The following is a 25,047-nucleotide window of genomic DNA, read 5'->3' on the forward strand; positions in this document are numbered from 1 at the left end:
TGTTATTAACAGATGCATTATTTTTGTAAAATGAGGTTTCTTAAAATTGTTTTCGATTTTTACTTAAATGCAAGTATTCATGTGGCTTTTGCTGTGTTTGCTTTTTTAAAAATCACCGAAATTTATTTTGATTTGCCTTTCAATCAAAATTTAGATTATTTTATATTTTTTGGTACTATTACAGGTTACAATTTTGTAAAATATGCAGGAGTTGCCAAACTGCATCATAGAAGCCTAACAGATAGCTTAAAAGTAATACAGGTTTTTTCTTTAATATGCTTTTTGTTGATGTGCTATTATGCTTACCAAATTAAAATTGAAACTTTAATTATTTCTATACCATTTAATATACTTACCATTTTGTATGCAGTACCTTTTTTAAGTGGCTTATCTAAAAATTTAAGGCAGATTAGTTATTTAAAAATAATTATAGTGGCCTTTGTTTGGGCAGGTTTTACAGTATTATTGCCTCTTGTAGATGCAGAGGTTTCTGTTGATGTGAATCCTATAATTATATTTTTACAACGATTTTTATTTGTAGTAGTTTTAATTTTACCTTTTGATATTAGAGATGTAAAATACGATGCTATTTCACTACAAACAATTCCCAAAAAAATAGGAGTAAATCAAACTAAAAGACTTGGCTTGCTACTTTTAATTTTATCATTAATTTTAGAGTACTTGTTTCCTTCTTCTAGCAGATTGAATACGCCATTTATGTTGTTCTTTTTTCTGGTAATAATCTTTTTAATGCGATCTAAAATTGAACAAAGGAAATATTACAGTTCTTTCTGGGTAGAATCATTACCCATAATTTGGTGGCTATTTCTTTTAGGATTTCTCAATTTTTAAAAGGTAAAATGTATATTTTTCAATTTTTGATTAAAATACTCTTCTTTTAAAATTGATATCATAAAACTCAAAATGCACCCTATATTTCTTGGTTTAATTTGTAGATTTACTGTTTAAATTTCAATCAAGAATTAACCATAATGAGCACTACAAAAAGAAACTATATTTTCGATTTTGATAGCACTTTAACAAGAGTAGAAGCTTTAGATGTTTTAGCAGAAATTACGCTAGAAAACAATCCAAAGAAAGAAGAAATTATTCAAGAAATCATAGACATTACTAATCTTGGTATTGATGGTGAAATTTCTTTTACAGAGTCTTTAGAAAGAAGAATTAAGCTGTTAGAAGCAAATGAAGCAGATTTATCTCAGTTAATTACAGATTTAAAAAAGCAGGTATCCTCTTCTATAGAAAGAAATAAAGAATTTTTTGAGCTATATTCAAACGATATTTATGTAATTTCTTGTGGTTTTAAAGAATTTATAGATCCAATTGTAAAAGAATATAACATTCCTTCAGAAAGAGTTTTTGCAAATACATTTAAATTTGCAAGTGATGGAAAAATTGTTGGTTTTGATGATGAAAATCCATTATCACAACATAATGGAAAAATTCAATGTTTAAAAGACATGAATTTAGATGGAGAGATACAGGTTATTGGAGATGGTTATAGTGATTATGTAACTCGTGAAGCAGGAGTTGCAGATAAGTTTTTTGCATACACAGAAAATGTATCCAGAGATAAAACAACAGAAAATGCAGATTATATTGCACCTAATTTAGATGAATTTTTATACGTAAACGATTTGACACGAAATATATCTTACCCAAAGAACAGAATTAAAATTTTACTTCTTGAAAACGTACACTCAGATGCATTTGATAAACTATCCAAAGATGGTTTTTCTGTAGAAACAATTTCTAAAAGTTTGTCTGAAGACGAGTTAATTGAAAAAATTAAAGATGTTCACGTTTTAGGAATTCGATCTAAAACCAATGTTACTCAAAAAGTAGTAGATGCTGCAGAAAAGTTAATGGTGGTAAGTGCATTCTGTATTGGAACCAAACAAATTGATTTAGAAGCTTGTAAAGAAAAAGGAATTGTTGTTTTTAATGCGCCTTATAGTAATACACGTTCTGTAGTTGAGTTAGCTATTGGTGAAATTATAATGTTAATGCGTTCTGTTTTTCAGAGAAGTACAGAAATTCATAATGGTCAATGGAGAAAAACAGCAGAAGGTTCTAGAGAAGTTCGTGGTAAAAAACTAGGTATTGTTGGTTATGGAAACATCGGTTCTCAACTATCAATCTTGGCAGAAGCTTTAGGAATGGATGTTTATTATTATGATGTTGAAGATAAGTTAGCTTTAGGTAATGCTACCAAATTAGATACCTTAGAAGAATTGTTGTCTATTTCTGATGCAGTTAGTTTACATGTTGATGATAATGCAGCCAATAAAAATTTCTTTGGAGAGAAAGAAATAGCGCAAATGAAAGATGGTGCACATTTAGTAAATTTATCTAGAGGATTTGTGTTAGATATTCCAGCTTTGGTAGAGGCTCTAAAAAGTGGGAAATTAGCAGGAGCTGCTGTAGATGTCTATCCAGAGGAACCAAGAAAAAATGGTGTATTCTTAACAGAATTAAAAGGCTTAGATAATGTAATTTTAACACCACATGTTGGTGGTAGCACAGAAGAGGCTCAAAGAGATATTGCAGATTTTGTACCTAATAAAATTATGGCATACATAAACTCAGGTAATACTGTAGATGCTGTAAACTTTCCAAATATTCGTTTGCCTAGACAAACAAATGCACATCGTTTTTTACATATTCATAAAAACAAGTCTGGAGTTATGGCTAAGATTAATGAGATTTTAGCTCAATATGATTTAAATATTACTGGTCAATATTTATCTACAGATCCAAAAGTGGGTTATGTAATTACAGATTTAGATAAAGAATATAATAAAGAAGTGATAGAAAAATTAAGAAATGTAGAAGGTACAATTAAGTTTAGAGTTCTATATTAATAAAAAAAGCCTCTCAATTTCGAGAGGCTTTTTTTATAATTCTAATTCATCTTTTAAGTCGATTATATTTTGGTCTTTAACACCTAAGTAACGTCTACTTCCTAGATATCTATTTTTGTTCATTTCATCAAATAGAGCGTTATTCTCATCCATAGAACTTATATGTACATTTCCTGAAGAATGAATAAATTCCATTTTATCATTACCTAGCCAAATGCCTACATGTACAACTCTTTGCTTTTTATCTTCTTTAGCTTTTGTGCCAAAAAACAGTAAATCACCTTTTTGTAGGTCAGAAAAATCTAAATCATTGTCAACAATTTTTCCTGCATTTATTTGTTGAGATGCATCTCTAGGAATAACAAAACCATTTAATAAATAAGTCATTTTTGTAAAACCACTGCAATCCATTCCTTTGCTAGAGGTTCCTCCCCATAAATAAGGGAATCCCAACATAGATTTAGCTGTTTTTTCTATACTTTCTTGGGTTGCTGTTGTATTTGCTAACCATTCAGTTAAAACTTTAGCCTCGTCTTTCTTAACAAAACCTTTTCTTTTATCTGGATATTCTACCTCATAAGTATTTCTGTTTTCAGAAATGTATTTTAAAATACCTCCAAGAGCAATGTCCGAAATTATCCCATTTGTTGTTGCAATGCTGTCATACACAAAACCAGCTGAATTTGTGTAAATAATCTTTTTAGAATTAGACCAATTATCGAATTCGCCTTTGTTCATTCTGTGAATTCCTCCTTTATCAACCCAAGAAATATAACCATCAGGAGTTTGTATTCTGTAAAAATCTCCGTTTTTATCTAATACTTTTAATGGCATTCCTAACAATCCTTGTGTACCTAATTCAGCTGAATGTTTAGGTTCAGACCTTATGTTTAATACAGAGTTATTACCTATAGCATACATTTCGTTTCCAATAACTGTGTCTGGTAAAACACGAATTTTGTTTAAAAAATCGATGTCTAAACTCTTTAAACTATCTAGCAATTTTTGATAACCTATTTTAGAATCAGTTTCACCACTCACAATAATTTTATCATTATCATAATCTACTTCAATATCATAAATTGCTACTCTTTTGTCTGGAGCATATTGCTCTTTAATACTTTCGTTTACACCTTGTAAACCAGTAACTAATAAAGAATTATTATTGCAAGAAATAAATAAAATTGCAATAAAATAAAAGAGTTTTTTATCAAAATTCATAAGAGATTTTTTTCTTTTCTGTACTATAAAGATAGTAATTTATACCATCAAAAATAACTTTATAAAGTAGATTGTTTATCTTTGAGAACAATCATTTTATAATTTAATGCAATATAAAAATACATTAGAATTCGCTAAAAAATTAGATAGCGAAGATCAATTGGCTTCATATAGATATCAATTTCATATACCACAAGATAAACAGGGAAATGACTGGCTATATTTTACAGGAAACTCTTTAGGGTTGCAGCCCAAGAAAGCAAAAGAATATATAAATGTAGAATTGCAAGATTGGGCAGAAAAGGGTGTAGAAGGTCATTTTGATGGTGAGAATCCTTGGGTAACATATCCTGAGTCATTATCTAAAATGATGGCAAAAGTTGTTGGTGCAAAACCATTAGAAGTTATTATAATGGACACACTTACAGCAAACCTTCATTTTTTAATGGTTTCTTTTTACAGACCTACTAAAAAAAGATATAAGATATTAATTGAGAGTGATGCTTTTCCATCAGACAGATATGCTGTACAATCGCAATTAAAATTCCATGGTTTTTCTGAAGAGGATTTAATTTATTGGTCTCCTCCAAAAGGTAAAGATCTTTTAGAAATAAATGATTTAGAGAATATTCTAGAAGAACAAGGTCATGAAATAGCACTTGTACTTATAGGTGGTGTAAATTATTATACAGGGCAAAGATTCGATTTTAAGAAGATAGCAGAACTTGGTCATGCTAAAGGATGTGTAGTTGGAATTGATTTAGCTCATGGAGCAGGAAACATTCAGCCAGATTTACATGAGTCTGGAGTAGATTTTGCTGCTTGGTGTACCTATAAATACTTAAACTCAGGTCCTGGAAGTTTATCAGGTATTTTCGTTCACGAGAAACACGCACATAATACTGAATTACCACGTTTTGCAGGTTGGTGGAATCACAATAAAGAAACGCGTTTTAATATGCGTTTGCCTTTCGATGTTATGGCTGGAGCAGAAGGTTGGCAATTGAGTAATCCTCCAATTTTGGCAATGGCTCCAATAAAAGCTTCTTTAGAGATGTTTGAAGAAGTTGGTATGGATGCTTTAAGAGAAAAATCGATAAAACTTACAGGTTTTATGGAATTTCTTTTTCAAGAATTGGGTTCAGATGCAGTGTCTATAATAACACCTATAAACCCAACAGAAAGAGGTTGTCAGTTATCAATACAAGTAAAAAATGCTGATAAAAGTTTACATCAAAAGTTAATGGATAAACACATTATTACAGATTGGCGCGAACCAAATGTAATAAGATGTGCACCTGCACCTATGTATAATAGTTTTGAGGATGTATATAAAATGGTATCTATACTTAAAGAGATTCTAAAGGATTATTAATGTTATATACTTAGTTCTATGAATAAAGATGATAAAATACTTATAATTGGAGCTGGCTTGTGTGGAAGTCTTCTAGCACTTCGTTTAGCACAAAGAGGGTACAAAATTGAGTTGTTTGAAAGCAGACCAGATTTACGTAAAGTAGATATTTCTGCTGGTAGATCTATAAATTTAGCCTTATCAGATAGAGGATTAAAAGGTTTAGAATTGTGTGGAGTTGTAGAAAAAGCAAAGTCAATTTGTATACCAATGTTAGGTAGACAAATGCATGATGTTAAAGGCAACACTTTTGATTCTAAGTATTCAGGAAGAGAAGGTGAATATATTAATTCAATTTCTAGAGGAGATCTAAATGCAATACTATTAGATGAGGTAGATTCACATGAAAATGTGAATATCCATTTTAATAAAAAATGTATAGATGTAGATTTAGATGAAACTCGTATTCAGTTTTACGATTACAAAACAAAAAAAGAATTTTCAGTAATTGGAGATGTTATTTTTGGTGCAGATGGTGCTGGCTCTATTTTACGAAAGCACTATATTTCTGAACGTAAATTTTTGTTTAGCTATTCACAAAATTATTTAACTCATGGTTATAAAGAGTTAGAAATTCCTGCTGATGAAAATGGTAAAAACCAATTAAGTAAGGGGCACTTGCACATTTGGCCTAGAGGAGATTTTATGTTAATTGCCTTACCAAATATGGATGGTAGCTTTACAGTAACTTTATTTCTAAGTTATGATGAAGGTGAGTATAGTTTTGCTAATTTAACCAGTGAAGAAAAAATTACAGAATTTTTTGAAAAGGAATTTCCAGATGCATTAGCATTAATACCAAATATAAAAGAGGAGTTTCTGAACAATCCAACAGGATTTTTAGGTACAGTAAAATGTTCTCCTTGGAGTTATCAAAACAAAACCCTTTTAATAGGTGATGCCTCTCATGCAATTGTGCCATTTTATGGTCAAGGAATGAATGCTTCTTTCGAAGATGTTTATGTCTTTGATGGCATTTTAAATATGGGATTAAATACTTGGCAAGAAGTTTTTAAAGCTTTTGAAAAAGAGCGTAAAAAAGATACAGATGCAATTGCAGATTTGGCAGTAGATAATTTTCATGAAATGAAAGACCATGTTGCAAATCCGCTTTTTAAAGAAAAACGAAAAATTGAAATGGACTTAGAAGAGCATTTTCCTGAAGAATACTTTTCTAAATATGCCATGGTTACATTTAAAGAAGATATACCTTATAGTGAAGCTATGAAAAAAGGTAGAGCACAAGACAAAGCATTATTAAATTTAATTGCAGATGATGAAATTAATACTCATTTAAGAATGTCTAAAGATGAGTTAAAACAAATTTTAAAAACAATTAAAGAAGAAACAAACGAAATTTTACAAGAAGATAAAATAGCAGGTTTGTAATGAATAAATTTATTGTTTTACTTCGTGGAATAAACGTATCTGGCAAAAATAAAATCTTGATGTCTGATTTACGTGATTTATTAAAAGACTTAGGTTTTAAAAATGTTAAAACGTATATTCAGAGTGGTAATATAATTTTAAATTCAGAAAAAACTAAATCAGAAGTTTGTAAAATTATTCAAGAAGGTATTTTTAAAAAATTTGATTTACATATTCATGCAATTGCAAGAACACTTGCAGAATTAAAAACTACAATTAATAATTATCCATTTTCAAGTACAAATGACAAAATAGTAGCATTTACATTTCTAAATAAATGTATAACTTTAAAAACAATTAATATTAGTAATATAGGACAAGATAAGTATCAAATAAATAAAGATATAGTGTATTTATACTGTCCTTCAGGTTTTGGTAAAACCAAACTAACTAACAATATAATGGAGAAAAAATTAGATGTAATTGCTACAACAAGAAATTTAAAAACAACATTAAAATTAACAGAATTGGCTGAATAATTATGGCAGATAAAAAGGTAACACCAAGAGGCGCTTATCCTCATGTAAAAGTTGTAGGCGATTTTATTTTTGTATCTGGTACTAGTTCTAGAAGAGCAGATAATTCCATAGCAGGTGTAGATATTATAGATGAAATGGGTACTAAAAGATTAAATGCAGAAACACAGACTAGAGAAGTTTTAAAAAATATAGATAAAAACTTAAAAACTGTTGGTGCTAGTTTAAAAGATGTAGTAGATGTTTCTTCCTTTCTTGTAAACATGAACGATTTTGCAGGATATAACAAAGCCTATGCAGAGTTTTTTGATAAAGAAACAGGGCCTACAAGAACAACAGTTGCAGTGCATCAATTGCCACATCCAGATTTGGTAGTTGAGATAAAAGTAACTGCTTATAAAAAAAAGGACTAAAAATTTAAGCTTAAATGCAGATAAAAAACTACATCAATGGAGAATTCATTGCTCCTGTTTCAGGTGAATGGATTGATAATTACAATCCTTCAAATGGTGAAGTTTATGGTAAAATTCCAAATTCTGACAAGGCAGATGTGGAGCAAGCAGTTCTTGCAGCAGAAAAAGCATTTACAAATTGGTCTGCAACAACTTTAGATTATAGAAGCAATATCTTAAAGAACATCTCAGATTTAATTTTAGAAAATTTACCTGAATTAGCAGAGGTAGAATCAAAAGATAATGGGAAACCTATTTCTTTAGCCAAGGAAATAGATATACCAAGAGCTGCTAGTAATTTTCAGTTTTTTGCAAATGCAATTACTCAATTCTCATCAGAAGCTCATGAAAGTGTGGGTTTACATGCAGTAAACTTTACGTTAAGAGAACCAGTAGGTGTTGTAGGTTGTATTTCTCCTTGGAATTTACCTCTATATCTTTTTACCTGGAAAATTGCCCCTGCAATTGCAGCAGGTAATTGTGTAGTTGCTAAACCAAGTGAGGTTACACCAGCAACTGCTTTTTTGTTGTCTAAGATTTGTGAGAAAGCAGGTTTACCAAAAGGTGTTTTAAATATTGTACACGGTTTGGGTTCAACTACAGGTCAAGCTATAGTTTCTCATCCAAAAATTAAAGCAATTTCATTTACAGGTGGCACAAAAACTGGTGCACGTATTGCAAAAATTGCAGCACCAATGTTTAAAAAGCTATCCTTAGAATTAGGAGGAAAAAATCCAAATATCGTTTTTGCAGATTGCAATTATGATAAAATGTTAGCAACAACAGTTCGTTCTTCATTCGCAAATCAAGGTCAAATATGTTTATGTGGAAGTCGCATTTTTGTGGAAGAAAATATTTATGAAAAATTCAAATCAGATTTTATTGATAAGGTTGCACAACTAAAAATTGGTCATCCTTCAAAAAATGATACCAATATTGGAGCTTTAGTTTCAAAAGAACATTTAGAAAAAGTAAAAAGTTATATAGATCTTGCACAAGAAGAAGGTGGTAAATTACTTTTTGGAGGCAAAAGAGTAGAGGTTGATAATTATGAAAATGGCTATTATTTGCAACCAACTATTATAGAAGTTAGTACCAATCAATGCAGGTTGAATCAAGAAGAAATATTTGGACCTATAGTTACTATTATGCCTTTTAAAACAGATGATGATGCATTAGCGTTGGCAAATGATACTAAATATGGTTTATCTGCTACTTTATGGACAAACAACTTAAACAGAACCATGCAATTTTCTAAGCAATTAAAAACGGGCATTGTTTGGGTTAACACATGGATGTTACGTGATTTAAGAACTCCTTTTGGTGGTCAAAAAGAATCTGGAGTAGGCAGAGAAGGTGGTTTTGAAGCACTTAGGTTTTTTACAGAACCAAAGAATATTTGTATCAAATATGACTAGAGCATTTCAAAATAAAATAATTGAAATTTGTGATGCTAAAATGGCTAAAAAGGGAGATAATGTAGGGTTGTCTTTTTATGCTTTTTTCAAAAACAAGAATGATAATCCAGAATTGTTGCTGCAAGTTGCAACTTGGTGGATAAAAAAACATGAGTTAAATCATTTTGAAAAAGCAACAAAGATTAAACACTTAATAATTAAGAGTCAAAAAGAATAAAAATTTAGTACAAACGATATGAACTAAGTTTTAAAATAATACTGATTATGAATTTAGAATTAAAAGATAAAAACGCATTAGTTTGTGGTAGCACACAAGGTATAGGTAAAGCCACAGCAATAATGCTAGCAGCAGAAGGTGCTAACGTAACTCTATTAGCTAGAAATAAACAGAAGTTACAGCAAGTGTTAGAGGCACTACCTAATAATAATCAACAGCATAACTATTTAATTGCAGATTTTTCAAATCCAGAAGAATTAAAAAATGTATTAAAACAGAATAAACTTGAATTTCACATACTAATTAACAACACAGGTGGTCCAAGAAGTGGAGCAATTTTAGATGCAACTTTAGAGCAATTTCAAAATGCGTTTGCACAACACTTATTATGCAATCATATTTTGGTGCAACACTTGGTTCCTTTTATGAAACAAGAGGCTTTTGGTAGAATAATTAATGTAATTTCTACATCAGTAAAAGAACCTATTCCAGGTTTAGGTGTTTCTAATACTATAAGAAATGCAGTAGGTAATTGGGCAAAAACTTTATCTGAAGAAATAGCTAGTTTTGGAATTACCGTAAATAATGTTTTACCAGGTTTTACAGAAACAGAGCGTTTAAATGAAATTATAAAAATAAAAGCGCAAAAAGCAGATACAAGTATAGAAAACATGACAGAAATTATGAAAAACTATACACCTGCAAAACGTTTTGCTAAGCCAGAAGAAACAGCAAGTGCAATAACATTTTTAGCTAGTAATAAAGCAAGTTACATTAACGGAATTAATTTACCTGTAGATGGAGGTAGAACTAAAAGTTTATAATTTTTTTAGAAGCCATTTCCTGCTTTCACTACTCGCTTTTTTATACTGATTGCCTTCAGTATAAAAAGAGCTCAAACAAAATTGTTCAATCAAGGCTAAACCTTTTAAAGCAATTACAAAAAATAGGCTAAAAGTTAATTTATTTGCACAAAAAAAGTAACTTTAACCAACCAAAATTAAAATATAAATACCAACTATAATGAATTTAGTACAACCTTTAAATTTTAAAAAATGGATAGAGGAACATCGTCATTTATTAAAGCCACCTGTTGGTAATAAACAAGTTTGGGATAATGGAGAATACATTGTTATGGTTGTTGGTGGGCCAAATAACAGAAAAGATTATCACTATAATGAAACACCAGAGTTTTTCTATCAAGTAGAAGGAGATATGATTTTAAAAATCATAGATGATAAAGGCAAGCAGATAGATGTAGAAATAAATGAAGGAGATATTTACTTGTTGCCAGGTAAAGTGCCACATTCACCACAAAGAAAAGCAAATACAGTTGGGTTAGTTATAGAGTATCCACGTTCAGAGGGTATGTTAGATGCATTAGAGTGGTATTGTGAAAATTGCGAAAATCAATTGTATAGAGAAGAGTTTCCATTAGATAATATAGAAACAGACATGCCTATAATTTTCGATAAATTTTACTCAGATAAAGAAAAATGTACTTGTGATAAATGTGGAACAATAATGTTGTCTCCTGATAAAATCAAGTAAATGAATAGAAAAACTTTCTTAAAAAAAAGTTTGTATTCTGCAGTAGGTTTAGGCTTAGCTACAGGAGTTTATTCATGGCAAATAGAGCCATTTTGGTTAGAGTTTGTAAAACTAAAAATGCCAATAAAAAATTTGCCAGATAATTTAGTAGGCAAAACACTAATGCAAATTAGTGATATTCATGTAGGTAATAAATTCGATTACAACTATCTAATAGAATCGTTTAAAAAAGCACAAGCCTATAATCCAGATTTTGTAATGTACACTGGTGATTTTGTAGATTATGAAAATGAAGAACAATTTACACAATTAGAAACTGTTTTAAAACATACAGTTACTGGTAATCTAGGTACAGTTGGTGTTTTGGGTAACCATGATTATGGAGAAGATTGGGTAGAACCAGAAGTTGCTAATAAAATTGTTTCGTTATTAGAAGAACATAATGTTACCATTCTAAGAAATGAAGAGATTGAGTTAGCAGGTTTAAATATCATTGGCTTAGATGATTATTGGGGTTTAAACTTCAATCCAAAAGAAGCAACCAAAAATTTTGTAAAAGAAAAACCATATATAGCACTTTGTCATAACCCAGATGTTTGTGATTTAAATGTTTGGAATGGTTACAATAGTTGGATTTTAAGTGGACATACACATGGAGGTCAAGTAAAACCACCATTTTTAAAACCACCTATATTACCCGTAAAAAATAAAAGATATTCATCAGGTAAAATAGATATAGATAATGGCAGAACTTTGTATATAAACAGAGCTTTAGGCTGTTTATGGCAGGTTAGATTTAATGTTAGACCAGAAATCACCATATTTACATTAGAAAAAGCATAAAAATAAAAGTATAATAGCATCAATTTAATTTTCAAGAGATCACATGTCAAAAAGAAAACTAAGAATTAACGGCCATTCGCATTTATTACCTTATCCAGAAGAAATTCCTCAATTCATGAAAGATAAAGAGATTTTTTGGGTAGATGATGAGCGTAAACATATGTTGCAAAAAGGTTGGAAAAGACCTGTAACACATTCTAGCTTTTTTCTCGACGAAAAACTACTTTGGATGGAAAAAAATAAAATTGATCATGCAGTAGTTCTTAATTTATCTCAATTATATGGTAATGGTTTACGCTTAGAAGAAATGAAAAAAGCGTTGCGTTTTCAAAATGATTTTAATGCGAAAGTTCAAAAAAATCATCCAGATAAATTTACCTGTGGTTTTGTGGTTCATCCTGGTTTTATCTATGGTGCATTGTATGAAATGGAAAGATGTATAGAAGAATTAGATTTAAAAGTACTTTGCTTGCCAACGCATTTTATGGATTCTATTGGTCAATGGAGGTGTGTATTTGATGAAGAAAACGAACGAATTTTTGAATTAGCAGATAAGTACAAATTGGCTATTGAAATTCATCCTTATGATGGAGATAAAATGATAAAATTAGAAAATACCAATTGGCGTTTTCATTTAATTTGGATGTTAGCACAATGTGGAGATGCCTATCATTTTTATACCTTAAATGGCATGCAAGATCGTTTTCCAAATATTAGAACTTGTTTTGCACACGGAGGTCAGTTAGCCCAAATGAATTTAGGAAGAAGAATTCAAGGGTTTGATGGTAGACCAGATTTATTTGAAGGTAAACATCACCCAAGAAAAGCTGTAGGTCATAAAAATATCTTTTTTGATACTTTGGTTCATGACACAGATTCTTTAAAATTGATGTTTCAAAGGCAAGGAACTAGTCAGGTTTTAATGGGGTTAGATGATCCTTATCCTTTAGGAGAAATGGAGAGTGATAAGCAATCTTCTTATCCAGGTAAAATTTTAGATTTAGCAATAGAGAAAGATTTAATATCAGAAACTGAGAAAAACGAAATTTGGGAAGATAACGTCTTACAATGGATTTTTGGAGATGATGAAACAGCCAAACAAAATCTTATAAATAAGATTATGAGCTAAATAAAAAAAAGCTTTCAGAAAATCTCTGAAGGCTTTTTTATTGTTTTATTATTCGCTACACTTTTTAAGTGTTTCCTGTGCTCTTTCTACCATAAATTTTGGATAAAATTCAACAGTAGTTTCTTCTGCTTTACCCAGTTCTATCGCTTTTTGAATCTGTTCACAATAAGGTTTTGTAGATTTTCCAAAGTATTGAGCAAAACCCATATCCCATTCTGCTTTACCTAAGATTACTCTAGGATTATTTGGAGCAATTGCTAAAGCTTGCTCATAAAGTTGGTTGTTTCTTCCAGATAATGTCATTCCATATTTTTGACCATCAAAAGAAATATAAACTAAGTTTAGTAAAGCCTGTGCAATAATAATTTCAGGATTATCTTTTGAGTTTGCTTTGGCAGCATCTAAAAATGTTTGTGCCTTTTTAAGTTTAGCAATTAATTTTGTTTCATCTTTCATACCAAAACCACTAAGTATTTCTACTTGAGCTGCATAAAAAGGAGGCAACCAATTCTCTGGTTCAGCTTTAGAAATTCTTTCAAATAATTGAGAGGCTTCTGTCATTTTTCCTTGTTCCCAAAGAGCAAAACCTTGTTGCATTCCTTTTTGATATTTTGTTTGTCCTGTTACATTTAGAGCAAAGATTAGCCCTATGAATAAAAATAAATTCTTCATAATTAGTTGTTATTAAGTTTATTAAGTTCTTTTTTTGAGTTTTAGTTTACTTCAATAAAGATTGTTTTATCATCATCTAAAACAAATTTTGCATCCTCAAATGAAGGAGGTCCCATAAAACCTTTTGCGTTGTTAGAGAAACCATATGGTTCTTTTGGAATACCAAATATTTTAGTGTCCATAATATTGTTATCATTGGCATCATGAAAAACAGAGGCTGCATAATCACCTTTTTTTAAACCTTTAAAATAGATGATAGCTTTACCATTTTTAACTGTAGCATTTGTACCTCTTGTACCTTCACCTTTTTTTAAAAAGCTTTTGGCTCTATCAGATAATGCTAAGAATACTCTACCAGTATCTGTATCCATACCAGAAACTTCTATAGTTAAATTGTAAGTTTCTTCTTGAGCTTGTAAGGCAGTGATTCCTGTAAATGTTAAAAAGCAAATGAATAGTAAATTTTTCATAATCTTATTTTTTGATGATTCAAATATCTGATGTTTTTCTGAGAATAAAACAAATATGATACCGAATTGTAAATTTAACCAGATGAATTGTATTTTTTATAAATTATCTAATTGATTTGATTTATTGTCATCGCTAATTGTCCAGAAAAAACCAATAAAGAAAAAACGATCAGCATTGGGTAAAATAGCTTGCCTATCAAAATTACCATTTGCATTCTGCGTGTTTTTATAGTTATAACCAAAAACGTTTTTAGTACCTAAAACATTGTTTACAGAAAGGTATAGTATTTTCTGAGGGTCTATTAGATAAGCCCAGTTTAAACTTACAGAGTTGTAGGTTTTTGTCTTGTTGTTCAAAAAACCTGCTTCATTTGGATTTGTGTAAGTTCTTCCAGAGGCAAAATTATAGGTAATACCAACTTGACTTTTCCAATCTTCAATCCAATGTTTTGCTACAAAAGAGAAATTGTGCTGAGAAGCAAAACTTGGAGTTGCTTTAATTGGGTAGTTTCTATAATCTCTTTCTGTATCTAAGAAAGAATACGAAATCCAGTAATCGGTATTTTTAATTTTTTGGTTTTGTCTCCAAAAGATATCAATTCCTTTAGCATATCCATTTCCATTATTATTGAAATTAGTAGAGAATTCAGGCATATTTGTGTCAAATTTCACTAGATCTTTATAGTTTTTAAGATAAGCTTCAACTCTAAAAATTTGATTCTTTTTAGTATGTTGATAATTTGCAATTAAATGAGATGTGTTTTCAGAAGAAAAATCTTGAGAAAATTTGAGATAATCATTCTTAGGATTTTGATAAAACATTCCATAAGCCAAAGATACTTGAGAATTTTTACTTGCTTTTAAGGATAATGACATTCTTGGAACAACCGTTAATTCATTTAAAACGTTTGTATATTCACCTCTAACTCCAATTTTTGCTGCTAAATTTTTAGAAAAGAAAATATCGGTTTCTGCAAAACTTGCAAAGATAGAGTTGTTAAATCCGTAATCAAATTTTTGTTTATTAACAGGGATGTAGCTTTCATCAAAATTGGTAATAAAATACTCAGAGCCAAAACTTATTCTAAATCTACTTGTAAATTGTTTGCGAACCTTAACTTTAAAATGTGCTGAGTTTTCGTTGTTGTTAATCACATCATCAAATACTTTTACAGTAGAATTATCATTGGTAAAGCTTAAGCCACCTTGAATTCTCCAGTTATTACCGATTTTGTTTTTGTAAGAGCTGTTTATATATACGTTTCTATTTTGTAACCCAAATCTAAAGCCATCATCAAAATTAATATCATCTTGAATAATATCTAAGTCAGAAAAACTATAAGCTCCATATATTTTTAGCATAGAATCATCTTTAAAACTGTGTCTATAAACCATTTCTCCATTTAATGATTGTACTGGTTTTAACCATTTGTTTCTATCAGGAAAAGCTTCTAAATACGGAGCTAAATTAATATAAGAGGCATTTACACTTAACGAATTGTTATCCCAAATTTGTGTGTTACCAACACCTAAACCTAGAGTCATAAAAGACAAATCTGTTTTTTCTTGATCTGGTTTATCAATAGTTGTAAGGTCTAAAACACTAGAGAGTGCTTGCCCATATTCAGCAGAATATCCTCCAGTTGAAAAGGTAATTCCTTGAAATAGAAAGGGTGAGTATCGTCCACGAGTTGGAGTGTTATTTGGTGTTGGACTGTAAGGTGTAAAAACTCTAATTCCGTCTATAAAAATCTGTGTTTCTTCTGCTTCTCCACCTCTTACAAATAATCGTCCATCTTCATCTACAGTTGAAGTTCCAGGTAATGTTTGCAGTGCACCAAATACATCACCTAAGGCACTTGCAGTAGTTACAATATCTAAAGGTTTTAATACTGTTACTTTGGCTTTTTCGCCTGCTTTAAAAGTACCTGCATTAATGGTTACTGCATCTAGAGAGTTTACATCATCTCTTAATTTTATGGTTAAATTTCTAAGTTTTGCAACATCATCAGTTTTTGTAAAAGTTTCAAAAGAGATGAAGGAAACTACAATAGTTTGGTTTGCTACTTTTTCTGTTTTAAAGCTAAAAATTCCTTTTTCGTCTGTAGAAGAACCATCATAGGTGCCATCTAAATAAACGCTTGCTCCAAAAATTGGAGCTCCTTTGCTATCTGTAACTTTACCTGAAATCGTAGTTTGAGAATGAGATAAAAATGAAATTAATATAAATAATATAGATAAAAATCGTTTCATGCTTTTGGTTTTTGATGGTACAAAAGTGATTCGATTTTAGCTGCTAGAATAATTAGAAATACTGAGTTGTTATTTTTAAATGATGAATTGTAATTAGGCTCTACTTGGTTTGTTTTGTAGTAAATAAAAAGTAAAACCTCCTAAAAAATATAGAATTACATCTATTGGATCTGCTGTATATCTCGTTAATTGCTGAGGTAGAATGAACTCAAATATGAGGCTGTATAAGCTGCATAAATACAAAATTACAGGAAGTTTTAAGGTGAAAGAGGAATCGTTTCTAGACCATCTTAAAAATAATAAACAGATAAAAAGTGCAATAGGAATTATTAAAAAATCGTTTAGATAATTATTTAAAAAATTAGGCAGTGGAACATTAAAGTATTGCAGACAATAAATAACTGTACCAATAAACAATGATAAGATACAAAAAAAGCGAAGTCTTAGATTCATGTTAACCAGCAGCAACCATTGCAATTAACCAAGCTAAACCAGCACCTATTGCACTTACAACCGTAATTACAGAATAAATAATCCAACCTATTGCTCTATAAAAAGCGTTTGGGCTTTGTTTTAATCGTTCAGCGAGGTTTGGGTTTTCTAACTCTTCTATAGCTTCATCTATTTGTTCTTGCTTAACTTCAGCTGCCTTTATTTCTCTCTTTTTTTTGTGAGAAATTAGGGTATTGCAGTTTTTACAATATTCTCTATTGGTATTAAAAACTCCACAATTAGGACATTTTACAATTCGAGTGCTCATAACTAAACAATATTTTTTTTCTTAAAAGGACGAATAATTAATCGTGTTTCTCTATCAAAACGAACGTAATTATACACCCAGTTTAAAAATACAATGGCTTTGTTTCTAAAACCTATTAAAGAAAACAGATGAACAAACATCCAAACAAACCATGCAAAAACGCCTTGAAATTTCCATTTTGGCAAATCTACGACAGCCTTATTTCTTCCTATAGTAGCCATAGAACCTTTGTCATTATAAACAAAGGCTTTTGTTTTCTTGCCAAATAATTTGGCTATGATATTTTTGGCAACCAGTTTTCCTTGCTGAATTGCTGGTTGAGCCATCATTGGATGACCATATGGATTTGTCTCTGATTTCATACAAGCTACATCACCAATTGCATAAATGTTATCATGGTTTTCTACTTGATTGAACTCATTTACTTTATATCTTTCTGCTTTTTCGATAACACAGCTAGAATTTAAGCCACTAACAATTTCACCTTTAACACCTGCAGCCCAAATTACAGTTTCGGCTCTAAAATGGTCTTCACCATTTGTAGTTACTATTTTGTTGTCATAATTTAAAACACGTAAATTTTTCCAAACATTTACACCTAAACCAATTAAAAAATCTTCTGCCTTTTCTGATGCTTCACTACTCATCCCTTTTAGAATTTCAGCAGAACTTTGTATAAGGTTAATTTGCATTTTTCGAATATCTAAATCAGGATAATCTTTAGGCAAAATACCTTTTTTCATTTCTGCAAGAGCACCTGCTAGCTCAACACCTGTTGGTCCACCACCAACAATTACAAAGTTCATTAAAGCATTTCTTTCCTCTAGATTGTCTGTTAATAAAGCTTCTTCAAAATTCTCTAAAACTAAACTTCTAATATCTAATGCTTGAGGCACAGATTTCATTTCCATGGTATTTTTTTGGATATTTTCATTACCAAAAAAGTTGGTTGTAGAGCCAGTTGCTATAATTAACTCATCATAATCTAAATTACCAATTGATGTTTCTATAATTTTTTTATCAGGATGAATTTGAACAACTTCTGCCAATCTAAAAAAGAAGTTTTTTACATCATTAAATCTTTTACGAAGAGGAAAAGCAATAGAATCTGGTTCTAGACCACCTGTGGCAACTTGATATAATAATGGTTGAAAAGTATGATAGTTATGCTTGTCTACCAAAACTACTTGTAATTCTTGATTTTCCAAGCCTTTTGCAGCTGCTAAGCCAGCAAAGCCTCCACCAATAATTACAACTCTTGGAAAACTTGATTGTGGTAAATTCATGTCAATTTTTAATAAATCTAAAACAAATTTACTGAAAAGAAAAGCTATTTATATTCCCTTTAATAAATATCTGATAAAAGAGATTATAAAGATTTTATATTTTATTTGAAAGAAGATTTTATAGCAGTCAAACTCTTTGTAGTATTTATATATTCTTCCACAACTTTACGTTTTAAATCTTCTGAGTTTTGAAGGTAATAATCTGTCCAACTATCATTTTTAAGTAAATGATTAATTTGTTTGACTTTGCTTTGTACTTCTGAATAAGTGAACCCTTTTTCTATGGTTGATAAAACTGTTTGGATTTGAGCATTATTGTTGCTAAAATCGACGCTAATAGTAAACAGTTTTTCCTGAGATGAAATAGGGAAGAAGTCTGTCCATTTTGCGAAACCAACAACTTCTTGCTGATTCTTATAACTTTCGTTTGTTATTAATTTCCATCTGCAATTAGCTACTCTTCCCCAATGATTAGATTTTCTATAAACACCTTCTTCTGTATAATGATATTTACTATCAGATTTACTTTTAAAGTATTTATGATCAGGAAAGTTAAAATCAGATACTTCTTTAAACACACAAAACGTATGTTTGAAAAAGTTGGAATGATTGTAAATTATAAGGCCAGACATTTATTGAATTACTAGTTTTCGAGAAGGTTCACGCTCATATCCTTCAATAAAAATGGTGTCTTTGGTAAATTTAGCTGTGGCAAAAGCTGAGGTGTTTTCAGTATCAACCATGCCTTTAAAAGTTAAATAATGTATATCATTTATATTTTCATAAGCACCTGCATGATTATGTCCATTAAAAAAGAATTTTACATTTTTATAAGGTTTAATAACCTCTAGAAATTGTGTTCTGTTCCAGATATTATGCTGATCTATTGGGTAAATAGGAAAGTGACAGTAAAAGCCCACTAGTTGTTTTTGCTGTTGAGCTTCTTCTAATTCAGATTTTAACCAGTCTATTTGTGTATTACTTAAACCTCCATTCCATTTTTTTACATAAGGAAGGTTCAAATCTTTTAAAGAATTAAATAACGAATCTGTTTGCTTTTTTTTATCAGGCGTAATTGCCCCATAAAAGCTTAAATCATTGCCATCTAAAACTATAAATCTCCAATTGTTTCTCACAAAACTATAATACCTGTTTTTTATATTTAATTTTTCAATGATTTGCTCTTTTTCATGTTCTTCTACTTCAAAATCATGATTTCCTAAAACATGAAAGCTTTCTGATTTTAGAGTTTTCCAAGTTGGTAGAATACTATCTAAACTTTTAATGTCTTTATCTATAAAATCACCTAAATGAATGGTGTATTGTAAAGAGTCTTTATTTAATTCTTTTATGGCTTCTTTTAGTCTTTGGGGAGATTTTTTGTAATATCTATTCCATTTTATTTCGCAATTACAATATTGACAATCAGAAATAATACCAATTTTAAAATCAGTTTTTATTTTGTTTTTACATGAGCTAATGAGCAATAAAAGAACAAGGAGTATGGATAGTTTTTTCATTAGGTCAAAGATATAAAATGATTGGTAGATGCATAAAAAAACGCAATCATTAACTTGATTGCGTTTTACATTTATATAGACTCTAAATATTTATATTTAGAAGGATTGCCTATTTTACTTCTTCAAAATCTACATCCTCTACATTATCTCCTTGATCTGCACTTGCATCTGGCTGACCTTGGTCTGCACCTGCAGCTCCACCAGCACCTTCTGCACCACCTTGAGCAGCGTACATTTCTTCAGAGGCAACTTTCCAAGCTTCATTAATCTTTTCCATTGCAGCATCAATTTGTGCAAGATCTTTAGATTCATGAGCAGCTTTTAATTCAACTAAAGCAGCTTCAATTGGGTCTTTTTTATCCGCAGATAATTTATCGCCAAATTCTTTTAATTGCTTTTCTGTTTGAAAAATCATAGAGTCAGCTCCATTAATTTTCTCAGCAGTTTCTTTTGCAGCCTTATCAGCATCAGCATTTGCTTCTGCTTCTTGTCTCATTTTTTCGATTTCTTCTTCAGATAATCCTGATGAAGCTTCAATTCTAATTTCATGAGATTTGTTAGTACCTTTATCTAAAGCAGATACTTTAATAATACCATTTGCATCAATATCAAAAGTTACTTCAATTTGAGGTACACCTCTTTGTGCTGGTGGTAATCCATCTAAATGAAAACGACCAATAGTATTATTATCTGCAGCCATTGCTCTTTCACCTTGTAATACGTGAATTTCTACAGATGGCTGATTATCTACAGCAGTTGAAAATACTTGAGATTTCTTTGTTGGAATGGTTGTGTTTGCATCAATTAATTTTGTGAAAACATTACCCATTGTTTCAATACCTAAAGATAAAGGTGTAACATCTAATAATAATACATCTTTTACATCTCCAGATAAAACTCCACCTTGAATTGCAGCTCCTAAAGAAACAACCTCATCTGGGTTAACTCCTTTACTTGGTGCTTTTCCAAAGAATTTTTCTACAGCTTCTTGAATAGCTGGTATTCTTGTAGAACCACCTACTAAAATAATTTCATCTATCTCAGAAGTTGATAAATCAGCATTTTTTAATGCAGTTTTACATGGCTCAATAGTTCTTTTTACTAAATCATCTATTAATTGCTCAAACTTAGATCTAGATAAAGTTCTTACTAAGTGTTTTGGTCCACTAGCTGTAGCAGTTACATATGGTAAGTTAATTTCTGTAGAAGATGAACTAGATAATTCTATCTTAGCCTTTTCTGCAGCTTCTTTTAAACGTTGTAAAGCCATTGGGTCTTTACGTAAGTCCATGTTTTCATCTGCTTGAAACTCATCTGCTAACCAGTTAATGATTTTTTCATCAACATCATCTCCACCTAAATGTGTATCACCATCTGTAGCTAATACTTCAAATACACCATCTCCTAATTCTAAGATAGATACATCATGTGTACCACCACCAAAATCAAAAACAACAATTTTTTTATCGTCATTTGCTTTATCCATACCATAAGCTAATGCAGCAGCAGTTGGCTCATTGATAATTCTTTCTACTTTTAAACCAGCAATTTCACCAGCTTCTTTAGTAGCTTGTCTTTGTGCATCGTTAAAATATGCAGGCACTGTAATTACAGCTTGAGTTACATCTGCTCCTAAATAATCTTCAGCAGTTTTTTTCATTTTCTGTAATACCATTGCAGAAATTTCTTGAGGTGTGTATAAACGACCATCAATATCTACTCTTGGTGTATCATTATCACCTTTTACTACTTTATAAGGTACTCTTTGTACTTCTTTAGAAGAGTCAGAAAACTTATTACCCATAAAACGTTTAATAGAATAAACAGTTTTAGTAGGGTTAGTTACTGCTTGTCTTTTAGCAGGGTCACCAATCTTACGTTCTCCACCTTCAACAAAGGCAACAATAGATGGTGTAGTTCTTTTTCCTTCAGCATTAGGAATTACAACTGGCTCATTACCTTCCATAACAGAAACACATGAGTTGGTAGTTCCTAAATCTATTCCTATAATTTTACTCATAATTTTTATTTTTATTAAATTTTGTTTTTCAATTTTACAGTTACTATTAGTCAAAGGCTGTGCCAACTGAATTTTGATTGTAAAATGTCAGTTTTTTATGATTTGCCATAAATGATTTATGACAAGTTGACATAAATGCAGGCATTTCATCTTCTAAAAAAGTGCTTTTAATTCTATATATTATTTCTTATATTTGGATAATACAATAAGAATTAAATCTTTAAACCAATAAATTAAATTAAACACCATGAGTAAATTTGACGAAAAAGTTGCTTTGTACAAAAAATTTATGGACGATAGAAATCTACGTTCAAATACAGAATTATTAGCTGCAGTTACTAAAGGATTAGGGCCATCAATTTATAAAGCAGATGCTGAAACAGTTTCTGGTTCTGATGCCAAAGAATTAGCTACTGTAAAGAATAACTTCTTAATTAAAAAGTTAGGTTTGTCAGATAGTTCTGAGTTAGATGCAGGAATTGAAGAGGTGATGGAAAGAATTGGTAAATCTGAAAGAAAGAAATACAGAGCAGTTGTTTATTATATGCTTGTTAAAAAGTTTGATAAAGAGTCTGTTTACGGAATGTAAGTAAAATTCCTTTTTAATAATTTCAAAAAAATCCAACTCATTGAGTTGGATTTTTTACATTTACCCCAGAATTTATTAAAAATTTTAAGAATGTCTCAATTTATTAGTGTTTTTGATATGCTAAAGATTGGTGTTGGCCCATCAAGTTCTCATACTTTAGGACCATGGAGAGCAGCACAAACTTGGATTCAAAAAGTCAAAGAAAATAAACAGTTCGATCTTTTTGATGAACTAAAAGTAGACTTATATGGTTCCCTTTCTTTAACTGGTAAAGGGCATGCCACAGACTTAGCCATTCTTCTGGGATTAAGTGAAGCAGACCCTGAATATATTCCTATAGAAGATGTGTTTATTATTGTAGAGAGAATAAATACGCAAGAAGAGATTTTATTTAAGGGAGGTAAAAGAATTCAATTTCCTAAAAACTCTATTAAATTTAATCGAGAATTTTTGCCTTTTCATGCAAATGGAATGACTTTTAGAGGATTTTATAAAGGAGAAGAAATTTCTACAGAAACCTATTATTCTATTGGTGGTGGTTTTATTGTGCAGGAAAATGATAATCTCGAGGATGAAATTGAAATAAATAAAAAGAATTTTCCATATCCAGTTAACAGAGCTATTCAGTTAGAAGAATATTGTGAAAGAGATAATATTGATATTTCTGATTTGGTTTTAAAGAATGAGCTCGAATTAAAATCTGCAAAAGAAATTGATTTTGAATTAAATCGAATTTGGGAAACCATGTTGGAGTGTATGTATATTGGCTGTCATACAGAAGGTAGGTTGCCTGGAGGTTTAAACGTAAAAAGACGCGCTTTTGATACGCACCAAAAATTAATAAAAGAAGCTAAATATTCTAATCCTACAGAATGGATTGCTGGAATAAGAGGTTCTGAAGTTAAATTTAGAGAAATTTTAAAATGGGTTAGTTGTTTTGCTTTGTCTGTAAATGAAGTTAATGCCTCTTTAGGTAGAGTAGTAACAGCACCAACAAATGGTAGTGCAGGTGTAATACCAGCTGTTTTAATGTACTATTTGGTTATAGAAAATCATTGTGCCGACTTTGAGCATATTAAAAAGTTCTTATTAGTTGCAGGAGAAATAGGAAGTATCTTTAAAAAGAATGCTACTATATCTGCAGCAATGGGAGGTTGTCAAGCAGAAATTGGAGTGTCATCTGCAATGGCTGCAGGAGCATTAACAGAACTGTTAGGAGGTACACCAGCCCAAGCCTTATCTGCAGCAGAAATAGCTATGGAACATCACTTAGGTTTAACTTGCGATCCTATTGCTGGTTTAGTACAAGTTCCTTGTATAGAAAGAAATTCTATGGGAGCCATAAAAGCAATTCATGCTGCTGAAATTGCATTAGAGACAAATCCTAAAGAATGTTTGGTGCATTTAGATAATGTTATAGATACAATGTGGGAAACTGCCAAGGATATGAATAAAAATTACAAAGAGACCTCAGAAGGAGGTTTGGCTGTTACAGTAAGAATGGCAGATTGTTAGAATAAAAAAAACCTCACATGACCATGTGAGGTTTATATTTTAATAAGAGATTTACTATGCTTTCAATGTCTCATCTGATTTTTGTACGGCTAAGTTATAAATAACCAAACCAAAACCAATTTTATTAATGGCATCTCCAATGTTGTAAATTACATCCATGTCTAAAATTCCATTTAAACCATCATACCAACCAGGAGTTCCAGCCATATAACCTAAAGGATATATTGCCCAACCAACTAATACAAACCAACATAAAGTTTTGTGTGCAGAAAGTACAGATCCACCAGCAGCAACAGCTAATTTTTTGGCTTTACCTAACCAAATGTCATATACAATTACAAAATAAGCGGCTCCAGAGAAGAATCCCCAAAGTGCAGCATTTTCTCTATCTACAGCTTCACCAATATAACCAGTAACAAGCATTACTACAGATAAAAAGATCAATCTCCACATTAAAGATTTTTTAGCTCCAGCTACCTTTAGTATTAAGAAGAATTCAACACACATTAATGGCACTGTTAATACCCAATCTACATATCGAAAGAATGTTGGTGATTCTACGTTTGCAGCCCAATAGTCTCTCATATACCAATAGTGAACAGCAGCAATGAAAGTAATAAGACCAGAGACTAAAATAGAAGTTCTCCATTTTTTATCAAAGCTATTCATTGATAAAAAGAAAAAAGCAGATGCAGCCATCATAGCCATACATCCTACGAAAAATGTGAACCCTACATAATCGTCTACAGCTACCTTTGCAACTGCTAATAAGTTTAATGATAAATCCATAATAAAAATATTAAGTTAGTATTTTGTTTAACCTTTTTAATAAAAGATTTAACAAAAATACAATTTAAAAATTATACATTTGTAAAATGAGGCATGATATTTTTATAAATTATCAAAATTTTAAGATTTTTTTTACATT

At 30.6% G+C, this 25,047-nt stretch carries 25 protein-coding genes; 14 read left to right on the top strand and 11 right to left on the bottom strand.

All coding sequences use genetic code 11. The features are described 5' to 3' along the window. The first annotated feature begins 30 nt into the window (after positions 1-30). Entirely contained in the window at positions 31-852 is an 822-nt protein-coding gene (locus LPB302_RS13235; RefSeq protein WP_053973113.1) for a UbiA family prenyltransferase, read from the top strand. A 140-nt stretch (positions 853-992) separates the two neighbouring features. Next, complete coding sequence (gene serA / locus LPB302_RS13240) at positions 993-2,885, top strand: phosphoglycerate dehydrogenase (protein WP_053973112.1); 1,893 nt, start codon at positions 993-995, stop codon at positions 2,883-2,885. A gap of 33 nt (positions 2,886-2,918) precedes the next feature. On the opposite strand, the gene LPB302_RS13245 is transcribed toward serA, so the two are convergent. Beyond that, positions 2,919-4,106 carry a C40 family peptidase gene (locus tag LPB302_RS13245; protein ID WP_053973111.1) on the bottom strand — a complete coding sequence of 396 codons (1,188 nt, stop codon included), beginning with the start codon at positions 4,104-4,106 and terminating at the stop codon, positions 2,919-2,921. A gap of 106 nt (positions 4,107-4,212) precedes the next feature. Between LPB302_RS13245 and kynU the strand changes: the two genes are divergently transcribed. The 10 genes from kynU (at position 4,213) to LPB302_RS13295 (ending at position 13,034) form a co-directional block, all read left to right on the top strand. Further along, on the top strand, positions 4,213-5,481 hold the full coding sequence (gene kynU, locus LPB302_RS13250) for a kynureninase (RefSeq protein WP_053973110.1): 1,269 nt from the start codon (positions 4,213-4,215) through the stop codon (positions 5,479-5,481). 18 nt (positions 5,482-5,499) lie between these two features. Then, positions 5,500-6,909: an FAD-dependent oxidoreductase gene (locus LPB302_RS13255; RefSeq protein WP_053973109.1), complete on the top strand. Its 1,410-nt coding sequence runs from the start codon at positions 5,500-5,502 to the stop codon at positions 6,907-6,909. After that, entirely contained in the window at positions 6,909-7,427 is a 519-nt protein-coding gene (locus LPB302_RS13260; RefSeq protein ID WP_053973108.1) for a DUF1697 domain-containing protein, read from the top strand. The genes LPB302_RS13255 and LPB302_RS13260 overlap by 1 nt, the downstream gene beginning before the upstream one ends. Positions 7,428-7,429: 2 nt before the next feature. Further along, positions 7,430-7,837, top strand: coding sequence for a RidA family protein (locus LPB302_RS13265; protein ID WP_053973107.1), 408 nt, complete (start codon positions 7,430-7,432; stop codon positions 7,835-7,837). Positions 7,838-7,851: 14 nt separating this feature from the next. Beyond that, complete coding sequence (locus tag LPB302_RS13270) at positions 7,852-9,294, top strand: aldehyde dehydrogenase (RefSeq protein ID WP_053973106.1); 1,443 nt, start codon at positions 7,852-7,854, stop codon at positions 9,292-9,294. After that, positions 9,287-9,511 carry a DUF6500 family protein gene (locus LPB302_RS13275; protein ID WP_053973105.1) on the top strand — a complete coding sequence of 75 codons (225 nt, stop codon included), beginning with the start codon at positions 9,287-9,289 and terminating at the stop codon, positions 9,509-9,511. Before LPB302_RS13270 ends, LPB302_RS13275 begins: the two co-directional genes overlap by 8 nt. A 47-nt stretch (positions 9,512-9,558) precedes the next feature. After that, positions 9,559-10,335, top strand: coding sequence for an SDR family oxidoreductase (locus tag LPB302_RS13280; protein ID WP_053973104.1), 777 nt, complete (start codon positions 9,559-9,561; stop codon positions 10,333-10,335). A gap of 196 nt (positions 10,336-10,531) precedes the next feature. Further along, positions 10,532-11,062 (top strand): 3-hydroxyanthranilate 3,4-dioxygenase, encoded by a 531-nt coding sequence (locus LPB302_RS13285; RefSeq protein WP_053973103.1) that lies wholly within the window; start codon positions 10,532-10,534, stop codon positions 11,060-11,062. Beyond that, positions 11,063-11,905: a metallophosphoesterase gene (locus LPB302_RS13290; RefSeq protein ID WP_053973102.1), complete on the top strand. Its 843-nt coding sequence runs from the start codon at positions 11,063-11,065 to the stop codon at positions 11,903-11,905. It begins immediately after the preceding gene. Between the two features lie 43 nt (positions 11,906-11,948). Then, positions 11,949-13,034 (top strand): amidohydrolase family protein, encoded by a 1,086-nt coding sequence (locus LPB302_RS13295; RefSeq protein ID WP_053973101.1) that lies wholly within the window; start codon positions 11,949-11,951, stop codon positions 13,032-13,034. Between the two features lie 48 nt (positions 13,035-13,082). Here LPB302_RS13295 and LPB302_RS13300 read toward each other — a convergent pair whose 3' ends face one another. The 9 genes from LPB302_RS13300 to dnaK all read right to left on the bottom strand — a co-directional run bounded on the left by LPB302_RS13300 (position 13,083) and on the right by dnaK (position 22,015). After that, positions 13,083-13,706 carry a tetratricopeptide repeat protein gene (locus LPB302_RS13300; RefSeq protein ID WP_053973100.1) on the bottom strand — a complete coding sequence of 208 codons (624 nt, stop codon included), beginning with the start codon at positions 13,704-13,706 and terminating at the stop codon, positions 13,083-13,085. A gap of 41 nt (positions 13,707-13,747) precedes the next feature. Then, complete coding sequence (locus tag LPB302_RS13305; protein ID WP_053973099.1) at positions 13,748-14,176, bottom strand: DUF2141 domain-containing protein; 429 nt, start codon at positions 14,174-14,176, stop codon at positions 13,748-13,750. A 96-nt stretch (positions 14,177-14,272) separates the two neighbouring features. Next, positions 14,273-16,429 carry a TonB-dependent receptor gene (locus tag LPB302_RS13310; RefSeq protein ID WP_053973098.1) on the bottom strand — a complete coding sequence of 719 codons (2,157 nt, stop codon included), beginning with the start codon at positions 16,427-16,429 and terminating at the stop codon, positions 14,273-14,275. Between the two features lie 93 nt (positions 16,430-16,522). Beyond that, entirely contained in the window at positions 16,523-16,882 is a 360-nt protein-coding gene (locus LPB302_RS13315; protein ID WP_074613535.1) for a hypothetical protein, read from the bottom strand. A 1-nt stretch (position 16,883) separates the two neighbouring features. Beyond that, complete coding sequence (locus LPB302_RS13320; protein WP_053973097.1) at positions 16,884-17,189, bottom strand: hypothetical protein; 306 nt, start codon at positions 17,187-17,189, stop codon at positions 16,884-16,886. A 2-nt stretch (positions 17,190-17,191) separates the two neighbouring features. After that, the gene (locus LPB302_RS13325) at positions 17,192-18,475 is read right to left on the bottom strand and encodes an NAD(P)/FAD-dependent oxidoreductase (protein ID WP_053973096.1); all 1,284 of its coding nucleotides are present in this window, start codon (positions 18,473-18,475) and stop codon (positions 17,192-17,194) included. Between the two features lie 101 nt (positions 18,476-18,576). After that, complete coding sequence (locus LPB302_RS13330; RefSeq protein ID WP_231658694.1) at positions 18,577-19,053, bottom strand: hypothetical protein; 477 nt, start codon at positions 19,051-19,053, stop codon at positions 18,577-18,579. 54 nt (positions 19,054-19,107) lie between these two features. Beyond that, the gene (locus LPB302_RS13335) at positions 19,108-19,995 is read right to left on the bottom strand and encodes a metallophosphoesterase (RefSeq protein WP_053973094.1); all 888 of its coding nucleotides are present in this window, start codon (positions 19,993-19,995) and stop codon (positions 19,108-19,110) included. A gap of 109 nt (positions 19,996-20,104) precedes the next feature. Then, a complete protein-coding gene (dnaK, locus tag LPB302_RS13340) occupies positions 20,105-22,015 on the bottom strand; it encodes a molecular chaperone DnaK (RefSeq protein WP_053975259.1) in 1,911 nt (636 codons plus the stop codon). A 247-nt stretch (positions 22,016-22,262) separates the two neighbouring features. On the opposite strand from dnaK, the gene LPB302_RS13345 reads away from it, so the two are divergent. Together LPB302_RS13345 and LPB302_RS13350 are read left to right on the top strand one after the other, a co-directional pair. After that, positions 22,263-22,604: a DUF2853 family protein gene (locus tag LPB302_RS13345; RefSeq protein ID WP_053973093.1), complete on the top strand. Its 342-nt coding sequence runs from the start codon at positions 22,263-22,265 to the stop codon at positions 22,602-22,604. 90 nt (positions 22,605-22,694) lie between these two features. Beyond that, the gene (locus LPB302_RS13350; protein ID WP_053973092.1) at positions 22,695-24,119 is read left to right on the top strand and encodes an L-serine ammonia-lyase; all 1,425 of its coding nucleotides are present in this window, start codon (positions 22,695-22,697) and stop codon (positions 24,117-24,119) included. Positions 24,120-24,173: 54 nt separating this feature from the next. On the opposite strand, the gene LPB302_RS13355 is transcribed toward LPB302_RS13350, so the two are convergent. Next, entirely contained in the window at positions 24,174-24,908 is a 735-nt protein-coding gene (locus LPB302_RS13355; RefSeq protein WP_053973091.1) for a bacteriorhodopsin-like, read from the bottom strand. Positions 24,909-25,047 lie beyond the last annotated feature (139 nt).

It is taken from the genome of Polaribacter dokdonensis, from assembly GCF_024362345.1.
Taxonomy (GTDB): Bacteria; Bacteroidota; Bacteroidia; order Flavobacteriales; family Flavobacteriaceae; genus Polaribacter; species Polaribacter dokdonensis.